At 67.0% G+C, this 8,895-nt stretch carries 9 protein-coding genes and 1 tRNA gene; 7 read left to right on the top strand and 3 right to left on the bottom strand.

Going from position 1 to position 8,895, the window contains the following annotated elements:
• Window positions 1-209: 209 nt before the first annotated feature.
• Window positions 210-1,895 carry an MFS transporter gene (locus JOY90_RS35200; RefSeq protein ID WP_291695690.1) on the bottom strand — a complete coding sequence of 562 codons (1,686 nt, stop codon included), beginning with the start codon at window positions 1,893-1,895 and terminating at the stop codon, window positions 210-212.
• A 207-nt stretch (window positions 1,896-2,102) separates the two neighbouring features.
• On the opposite strand from JOY90_RS35200, the gene JOY90_RS35195 reads away from it, so the two are divergent.
• The 5 genes from JOY90_RS35195 (at window position 2,103) to JOY90_RS35175 (ending at window position 7,438) form a co-directional block, all read left to right on the top strand.
• Window positions 2,103-3,506, top strand: a complete 1,404-nt coding sequence (locus JOY90_RS35195; RefSeq protein ID WP_291695689.1) for a cytochrome P450 — start codon at window positions 2,103-2,105, stop codon at window positions 3,504-3,506.
• A 27-nt stretch (window positions 3,507-3,533) separates the two neighbouring features.
• Window positions 3,534-4,943: an adenylate/guanylate cyclase domain-containing protein gene (locus tag JOY90_RS35190; protein ID WP_291695688.1), complete on the top strand. Its 1,410-nt coding sequence runs from the start codon at window positions 3,534-3,536 to the stop codon at window positions 4,941-4,943.
• Window positions 4,944-5,100: 157 nt separating this feature from the next.
• Window positions 5,101-5,583: a TerB family tellurite resistance protein gene (locus tag JOY90_RS35185; protein WP_291695687.1), complete on the top strand. Its 483-nt coding sequence runs from the start codon at window positions 5,101-5,103 to the stop codon at window positions 5,581-5,583.
• A gap of 206 nt (window positions 5,584-5,789) precedes the next feature.
• Complete coding sequence (locus JOY90_RS35180) at window positions 5,790-6,569, top strand: SDR family oxidoreductase (RefSeq protein WP_291695686.1); 780 nt, start codon at window positions 5,790-5,792, stop codon at window positions 6,567-6,569.
• Window positions 6,570-6,688: 119 nt separating this feature from the next.
• Window positions 6,689-7,438, top strand: coding sequence for a glutamine amidotransferase (locus JOY90_RS35175; RefSeq protein ID WP_291695685.1), 750 nt, complete (start codon window positions 6,689-6,691; stop codon window positions 7,436-7,438).
• Window positions 7,439-7,605: 167 nt separating this feature from the next.
• On the opposite strand, the gene JOY90_RS35170 is transcribed toward JOY90_RS35175, so the two are convergent.
• Window positions 7,606-7,681 (bottom strand) — tRNA-Ala (locus JOY90_RS35170).
• Window positions 7,682-7,876: 195 nt separating this feature from the next.
• Between JOY90_RS35170 and JOY90_RS35165 the strand changes: the two genes are divergently transcribed.
• Together JOY90_RS35165 and JOY90_RS35160 are read left to right on the top strand one after the other, a co-directional pair.
• Window positions 7,877-8,167 carry a YggT family protein gene (locus JOY90_RS35165; protein ID WP_291695684.1) on the top strand — a complete coding sequence of 97 codons (291 nt, stop codon included), beginning with the start codon at window positions 7,877-7,879 and terminating at the stop codon, window positions 8,165-8,167.
• A gap of 38 nt (window positions 8,168-8,205) precedes the next feature.
• Window positions 8,206-8,538, top strand: a complete 333-nt coding sequence (locus tag JOY90_RS35160) for a DUF167 domain-containing protein (RefSeq protein ID WP_291695683.1) — start codon at window positions 8,206-8,208, stop codon at window positions 8,536-8,538.
• Window position 8,539: 1 nt separating this feature from the next.
• Here JOY90_RS35160 and JOY90_RS35155 read toward each other — a convergent pair.
• The coding region (locus JOY90_RS35155; RefSeq protein WP_291695682.1) for an inorganic diphosphatase at window positions 8,540-8,895 on the bottom strand (356 nt) is incomplete at its 5' end.

The following is an 8,895-nucleotide window of genomic DNA, read 5'->3' as shown; positions in this document are numbered from 1 at the left end:
GCTTCCGCGCGCACACTGTCTAATACGGAGAGACCGTCACCCCACCCCGGCACGCATCTCGCTTCGCTCGATCGCGTGCCGACCCTCCCCCTCCAGGGGAGGGTGGGCCCAACCGCTCTGCTCTTCCCATATGCGATAGCCCTGCCCGCAAGCGGGAGAGGGAGCGCACCGCCGTTGACGCGGCGGGAGTCTTGACAGCGGTCTCCCCCTCACGTGCTGCTGCCGGCGGCGCTGGCGACCACGGGCAGCACGTCGTTGGCGGCATGCTCGGCTTCCTTGGTGCGGACCGATCCGAACGGCCGCTCCAGCATGCGGCGGATGCGCACGGGATCGGGCCCCATGTGGAAATCGATCGCGCGCTGATGCAGTGCGCGCTCCGACTGGGTCGGCCGGTTGCGCTGGCGCAAATAATCGAGCCAGGTCGGGCAGTGGTAGCGCTCGGTCCACAGTTCGGGATCGGCGATGTCGCGCGCGATCGACCAGCCATAGGCGCCGTTGCGCTGGCGCGAGAGCTGCACGTCCTGCATCACGTGGTGGAAGGCGCGGGCGTCATCCTGCGCGACGCGGTACTCGATCTCGACCACCAGCGGTCCGCTGCGCGGGGTGAGCGTCTCGAGCCGCACCTCGGGATCGGCGAGCATCTCGGCGTCCTCGTCGCGGGCGCCGATCCGCGGCATCCGCCAGAACAGGCCGAGCAGTGGCGTGGCGAGCATCAGCACGGCGGAGGTGAGCAGCGCGGTCTCCACCCCGGCCGCGTCGGTGAGGTGGCCCCAGCCCCAGCTTCCGATCGCGATGCCGCCGGCGATCGAGGCCTGGAATGCCGCGAGCGAGCGGCCGGCGACCCAGCGCGGCGCCGAGAGCTGGACGCCGATGTTGAACAGCGCCACCGCCAGCATCCAGGAGGCGCCGGCCACCACCAGGGCTGCCGCGGTCAGCACCGGCTCGCGGCTCACGGCTACCGCCGCGATCGCCCCTCCCATCGCGATCGCGCAGGCGCGCACCGCCGACTCGCCGCTCATCTGCCGGCGCACCTGGCCGATGTTGAGCGCGCCGACCACCGCGCCCATGCCGAAGGCGCCGAGCATGATGCCGTAGGTCTCTGCGCCGCCATGCAGCAGGTCGCGCGCCACCAGCGGCATCAGCGCCGAGACGGAGCCGCCGACCAGGCCGGTGACGAAGGTGCGGGTCAGCACGATCTTGATCGGCGGCGAGTTGGTGATGTAGCGCACGCCGGAAACGATGGCGCGGTTGAGCCGCTCGCGCGGCAGATGCTGCGGCTCGGTGACCCGCTTCCAGAGAAACAGCACAATGAGCAGCGGCAGATAGAGCACGGCATTGGCGGCGAAGGCCGCGACCGCGCCAGCGGCGGCCACCACGATGCCGCCGATCGCCGGGCCGAAGCTGCGCGCGATGTTGTAGCTGATGCCGTTCAGCGCCACCGCCGACGGCAGCGTTTCCGCCGGCACCTGCTCGCTAACCGAGGACTGCCAGGCCGGCCCGAACAGCGCGTTGCCGCTGCCGACCACGAAGCACAGCAACAGCAGGGTCTGCGGGTTGATCAGGCCGAACCAGGACAGCGCGGTGAGCGCGGAGGCGCCGGACAGGGCGATCGACAGCGAGAGCAACGCCACCACGCGGCGGTCGTACATATCGGCGATGGCGCCGGCCGGCATCGCGATCAGCATGACCGGCAGCATCAGCGCGGTCTGCACCAGCGCGACCTTGTCGGCCGAGGAAGTCATCTGGGTCATCGCCCAGGCCGCGCCGACCGCCTGGATCAGAAGGCCAAGGTTGGAGAGCAGGCTGGCGAGCCAGATGCGCCGGAAGATCGAATGCCTGAGCGGCGCGGTGATACCGTCCGCGGCTTGCATCTGGCGTTTGGGCAATTCGGTCATGTCGGGCTGGCTGCCTCGCGTGATTCCATGAGGACCCCAAGTGATGCCTGCGAACCGCCGTCCGTGTCCAGGGCGTTCGGCTGCGCCGCCCGGCTTTGGCCAGCATCGCGCGACAGGATTGCAGTCGGCGAATCGATTGACTAGCTGTCAATCACCGGCTTTTTGCACCGGATTTTTGCGGGCATCGGCAACGAGCGAGGCGGTCGTATGAGCATAGCCGAAATCTATCCGTTCCGGCCGCCCGGCCGGCCGCTGGTGCCGCCGATCCCGCCGCGCGCGCCGGATAACATGACCGTGTTCGGCTGGATGCGGCGGCTGCGCGAGAACGCGATCGGCGGCTGGCGCGAGCAGGCCTACGAGGCCGACATCATCCAGGGACGCTTCCTCGGCAGCTCGAGCTTCATCCTCAACACACCGGATGCGATCCGGCATGTGCTGGTGGACAATTACGAGAACTATACCCGCACGCCCGCGGCGTTCCGGGTGCTGCGCCCGCCGCTCGGCCAGGGCCTGCTGGTGGCCGAGGGCCGGGCCTGGAAGCACCAGCGGCGCACGCTGGCGCCGGCCTTCACCCCGCGCGCGGTGACGACGCTGGTCCCGCACATGCTCGCAGTGACCGACGAGACGGTCGCGAAACTCAAGCAGAACCGCGGCGAGGGGGTCGACCTGCGCGAGATCATGCAGCACATGACGCTGGAGATCGCCGGCCGCACCATGTTCTCGTTCGGGATGGACCGCCACGGCGCCACCCTGCGCGAGTTCGTGGTCGAATATGGCGACCGGCTGGCGCGGCCCTATCTGCTCGACCTGATCCTGCCGCTGTCCTGGCCGTCGCCGAAGGATTTTCCCCGCGCCCGCTTCCGCAAGCGCTGGACCGCGTTCATCGCCACGCTGATGGCGGAGCGGCGCGCCGCCGGCAAGAAGGACGGCGCCCCGCCGCGCGACCTGTTCGACCTGATGGGCGATGCGCGCGATCCGGAGACCGGCGAATCCTTAAACAAGGCTGCCTTCACCGACGAGCAACTCGGCGATGAGGTCGCGACCATGATCCTCGCCGGCCACGAGACCACCGCGACTGCGCTGTTCTGGGCGCTGTATCTCCTGGCGCTCGATCCCGAGACCCAGGAGCGGGTCGCGGCCGAGGCGCGGGCGCTGCCGGTGGATGCCGCGCCCGATCTCGACAGCCTGAAATTCACCCGTGCGGTGATCGACGAGACCATGCGGCTCTATCCGCCGGCCTTTCTGATCGCGCGCGCGGCCACGGCCGCGGACACTATCGCGGGCCGTCCGGTCAAGCGCGGCGACGTGATGCTGATCGCGCCCTGGCTGTTGCACCGTCACCGCAAGCTCTGGCGCGATCCCGATGCGTTCCTGCCGGAGCGCTTCATGGCGCCGGCGCCGCCGCCCGACCGCTTCGCCTACATGCCGTTCGGCGTCGGCGCGCGGGTCTGCATCGGCGCGCATTTCGCGCTGGTGGAGGCGACGCTGGTGCTGGCGAAGCTGATCGGCACGTTCCGCATCGGTCTTCTCGACAGGGCCCCGGTGATGCCTGTAGGTATCGTGACCACGCAGCCCGATCGCTCGCCGATGTTTGTCATCTCACCGCGATAGAGTTCTCCGATCAACGGAGGAGCCGGCATGAGTCATATCGAAGCCCAGATATCGACCCTGAAGCAGACCGCCGATCCGGCGATCGCGGACGCGATCGCCGAGCTGATCGACGAGGGCGAGGACCACGAGCTCAACCGCATCAACGCGCTGGACTTCTCCAGACGGAGGGGTTTCGACGAGGAGCGGACGATCTCGACCTTCCTGCATGCCGCCAAGCTCGGCCTGTTCGAGCTGACCTGGAACGTCCTCTGCCCGGGCTGCGGCGGCGTGCTGGATGCGCATGACACGCTGAAATCGCTGCGTGGCGACGACTATCATTGCGGGCTCTGCGCCTGCGGCTACGAGGCCTCCGTCGACGAGCAGGTCGAGGTTGCCTTCACCGTCAGCCCGGCGGTCCGGCGGATCGCCGCGCATGACCCGAACTCGCTGCCGATCTGGGATTATTTCAAGCAGGTGTTCTGGAGCTCGGGCGTCGATTTCGACGAGGAATCGTTCGCCGCGCTTTCCAACGAGGTGGTGCTGGATGCGCGCGAGCTGCCGGCCGGCGATCGCGCCGTGGTGTCGCTCGATCTGCCCACGCAGTTCATCATCGTGTTCGAGCCCGTGACCCATGCCGCCCGCTTCATCGACGTGCAGGGCGAGCCGACCGGCCAGGTGCAGAAGCTGTCGCTGACCTACGACCATAAGGGATCGCCGGTCGAAACCACGACGCTGCGGCCGGGGCCGCTGGAGCTCACGCTCGACAACAAGGCCAAGCTGCGGGTGCTGCCGACGGTGCTGGTCGCGGCCGACGCGCTGCATCATCTGATCGGCAAGCGCAAGCCGTTCCTGACCGCCAAGCGCATGCTGTCCAACCAGACCTTCCGCGACGTCTTCAAGGCCGACAATCTCGATCTCGACCAGCGCTTGAAGATCACCTCGCTGACCTTCCTGTTCACCGATCTCAAGGGCTCAACCGCGCTCTACGAGCGGGTCGGCGATCTCGTCGCCTTCGACCTCGTGCGCGCGCACTTCCGCGCGCTCCTGGAAATCATCGCGGCCGAGAAGGGCGCCGTGGTGAAGACGATCGGAGATGCCGTGATGGCGACTTTCGTGCGCCCGGAGCACGCGCTCGCCGCCGGCCTTCGCATGCGCGCGGCGATGGACAGACTCAACGAGGAGCGTGGCAGCAGCGATCTGGTGGTCAAGATCGGCATTCACGAGGGCCCGTGCCTTGCGGTGATGCTCAACGAGCGGCAGGACTATTTCGGCCAGACCGTCAACATCGCGGCGCGGGTGCAGAGCCTGTCGACCTCGCAGGAGATCCATATCACCGGCCCGGTGATCTCCTCGCCGGGGGTTGCGACCATCCTGGAGCGGCAGGCGATCCGGCCGATTCAGAAGGAGGCCGCACTGCGCGGCATCGCCGACAAGGTCGTGGTGTATGAGATACCGTGAGCATGGCCTCATTGCGGGCTCGCTCTTCGCGCTGATTGCCGAAACGTAATGCGGGCAGGGGAACATGCCGACATTGCGCCGGTTGAGGTGACGCGTCATATATTGACGGGCCGTCGAATGCCGGCCTGACGATTCTCGAAAAAATGCGGCGGGAAGCATGCTGGACGGACTGCGCCAATTCATTGCCGATGTGGTTGCCCCGAATCCGCGGCAGCGCGCCTTCGACGACGACGATTATCGCCTGGCCGCGACCGCATTGCTGGTCCACGTGATCTCGCTCGATGGCGAGCCCTCGGCGGTCGAGAGGCGCAAGCTGCACAGCCTGATCGAAAGCCGGTTCGGGCTTGATCGCGGCAGCGCCGATCACCTGATCGCCTCCGCGACGCTGGTCGAGGGTGAGGCGGTCGACCTCTATCATTTCACCAGCGTCATCATGCGCGAAGTCGACGAGGCCGGCCGGCTCCGCATCGTCGAGATGATGTGGGAGCTGGTCTATGCCGACGGGCAGGTCAGCGAGTTCGAGGACAATGTGGTCTGGCGTGCCGCCGACCTCCTGGCCGTGTCGGCGCGCGACCGCATCGAGCTGAAGCACCGCGTTGCGGCCGAGCAGGCCACGCCCGCGCCGGTGCCGGAGGAGTGAAGCTTGCGGCGTTTCGCCGCCTGCGCCTTCGCCACATGACCAAACTTTAATCTCGTCCACGGCGCAATTGTGCCTTCATAGCCGCTGTCCGCAGGCGGGGCGGCTTGCAGGACGGCTCACATGTCATTACGAGCCTATGTTTCTCGTCCGGCGCAAACGGTCAGGGCGCCGTCGTTTTCTTGTTTGTCTATGCGAGAGCAGTGATCGTGAGCGAGCGTGTGACGCTGATTACCGGCGCCTCCGCGGGGATAGGCGCCGAGCTGGCGCGTGTCTTTGCCGCCAGGGGACATCGTGTGGCGCTGGTGGCGCGCCGTGCCGACCGCCTGGCGGCGCTTGCGAGCGAGATCGCCGCCGGCGGGACCGCCGCGCCGATCGTGATTGCCTGCGATCTGCATGCCGCAGATGCCAGCGACAAAATCTCGGCCGCACTCGCCGAGGCCGGCGCCGAGGTGGAGTATGTCGTCAACAATGCCGGCTACGGCCTGTTCGGCCGCGCGGCCGAGCTCGACCGCGCCGATCAGCTCGGCATCATCGACGTCAATATCCGTGCGCTGACCGACCTGTCATTGCGCTTCACGGACAGCCTGATCAGAAACCGCGGCGGCATTCTCAACATGGGATCGGTTGCCGGCTTCCTGCCTGGCCCCGGCATGGCGACCTATTATGCATCGAAGGCCTATGTGCTGTCCTTCACCGAGGCGCTGCGGCAGGAGCTCGCGCCGCGCGGCGTGCGGGTGACGCTGGTATGTCCCGGCCCGGTGCCGACCGAGTTTCAGAACCGCGCCGGGTTCAAGCCTGGATTTGATTCGGCGATCCTCAACGTTCCGCCGGCCGCCGTCGCCAAGCAGGCCTATCACGGTCTGATGGCCAACAAGCGCATCGTGCTGCCCGGCCTCGGCATCAAGATGGTGCCCACCGCGCTACGGTTCTTTCCGCGCGGCTTCATCCTCGGCGCGGTCGGCCGCTTCCAGCTCCGCAAGCGATGACCGGCGGTGGCGGGACCGTATTGGCCCGGCATTTGCTTTTGCTTGTCTGTGTGCCGCGGCTCACGCCAAATTAACCTTTGCTTAGCAATGATTTCAGCGTGATGACGAGATCGAGACGAATGGATCGGGTCGCTGCGGCTGACGCCGCGCCGCCGCTCGCACCGGTTCTCATCGTGCTGCATCAGGAAAATTCCACCCCGGGCCGGGTCGGCAATGTGCTGCGCGCGCTCGGGCATCCGCTCGACATCCGCCGTCCGCGCTTCGGCGATGCGCTGCCGGAGACACTCGATGAGCACGCCGGTGCCGTTATTTTCGGCGGTCCGATGAGCGCCAACGATCCCGACGACTATGTTCGTCGCGAGATCGACTGGATCGCCGTGCCGCTGCGCGAGCAGCGGCCGTTGCTCGGCATCTGCCTCGGCGCCCAGATGCTCGCCAGGCAGCTCGGCGCGCGCGTCGCCCCGCACCCGCAGGGCCGAGCGCAGATCGGCTATTACCCGGTCTACCCGACCGATGCGGGCCGCTCCGTCTGCCCGGACTGGCCCGATCACGTCTATCACTGGCACCGCGAGGGTTTTGACCTGCCCGACGGGGCCGAACTACTGGCCGAGGGCAGCGACTTCCCGAACGAAGCGTTCCAGTACGGCCATGCCTTCGGTCTCCAATTCCATCCCGACGTGACCTACGCGATGATGTATCGCTGGACCACGCGCGGCCATGCGCGGCTCGCGATGCCCGGCGCGCGGCCGCGGCATCACCACTTCGCCGACCGTGCGGTGCACGACGTGGTGGAGCGCGCCTGGCTGAAGCATTTCATGCAGGGCTGGCTGAAGCGCCAGCCGATGCTGCTGGCGCAGGCGGCGGAGTAGGTGACAGTTGCGGATGCCGAACTAGCCCGCCTTCGCCCTGCGGGCTACGGCGTGGCAGCCTTGCTACGAACGACCTTGCCGAGGCCCGTCTTCGCCCGTTGGGCTTCGCCGGGCACGCTTCGCCAGCACGGGGCTGGCGTGCCACGCGTAGCCCGAAGGGCGAAGCGTGGTGGAGCCAGGCGGGATCGAACCGCCGACCTCATCATTGCGAACGATGCGCTCTCCCAGCTGAGCTATGGCCCCTCCGTGGGTCGCCCCGGTAACGAATGGGCAACCAAGAGTGGGCGCCATTTACAATCCGCGCCAAGGTCAAGTCAAGGACGGGGAATACTGCGCCGGTTGAGGTATTTGACCCGGCTTCCCTTGTTTGGCCGGGGTGGAACCGGTATCTAGCACCACGTCCTTCCGCGATTGAGCCAGAGTTCAGAGCCCCAAGCCATGCGTGCCGTACTCGACATCATTCTCATTGTCCTCGATCTCTACATCTGGCTGCTGATCGCGTCGGCGATCCTGTCCTGGCTGATCGCCTTCAACGTCGTCAACACGCGCAACCAGTTCGTTTCCGCGGTGTCCGAATTCCTGTACCGGATCACCGAGCCGCTGCTGGCGCCGATCCGCAACGTCATGCCCAATCTCGGCGGGCTCGACATCTCCCCGATCATCCTGATCCTGATCATCATGTTCGTCGAGCGGGTGATCACCTATTACATCTACCCTGCCGTCTTCTGACGTCGCGGGGATGTGACCGATCCATGTGACTGATCCATGTGACCGATCCCTGGCGCTTGTCCACCACGGGACTGAGCATCACGTTGCGGGTGACGCCGCGCGGCGGCCGCGATGCGATCGACGGCATCGAGACGATGGCGGACGGCCGTGCCGCGCTGAAGGTGCGGGTTCGCGTCGCAGCCGAAGGCGGCGCGGCCAATCGTGCGGTGACGGAGTTGCTTGCAACGGCGCTGGGCGTGCCGAAGCGATGCGTTCAGCTCATGTCCGGGGCGACCTCGCGGTTGAAGCAGGTCGGCATCGAAGGCGATCCCGCCGCGCTCGGTGCAGCGTTGCGCGCGCTGACCGCGAAGCCGCAGGCGGACGAGGGCTGACCTATTTCTTCGCGCGCGCGATGCCTTCCTCGATCAGTTTCTGCGCGTCGTCGGGGCCGCCCCAGCGCAGGACCTTGACCCATTTGTTGCGCTCGAGGTCCTTGTAGTGCTCGAAGAAGTGCTGGATCTGCGCCAGCGTGATCTCGGGCAGGTCGCCGTAGCTCTTCACCCGGTCGTAGCGCTGGGTCAGCTTCGACGACGGCACTGCGATGATCTTCTCGTCGCCGCCGGCCTCGTCCTCCATCATCAGCACGCCGACCGGGCGGCAGGAAATGACGGCGCCGGGAACAATCGCGCGCGTGTTGCAGACAACGACGTCGCACGGGTCGCCGTCCTCCGACAGGGTGTGCGGGATGA

This window comes from Bradyrhizobium sp. (genome assembly GCF_019242285.1).
GTDB lineage: Bacteria > Pseudomonadota > Alphaproteobacteria > Rhizobiales > Xanthobacteraceae > Bradyrhizobium.
Note: the sequence above shows the minus strand (reverse complement) of the source record. Positions and strands in the feature narration are given on the sequence as shown.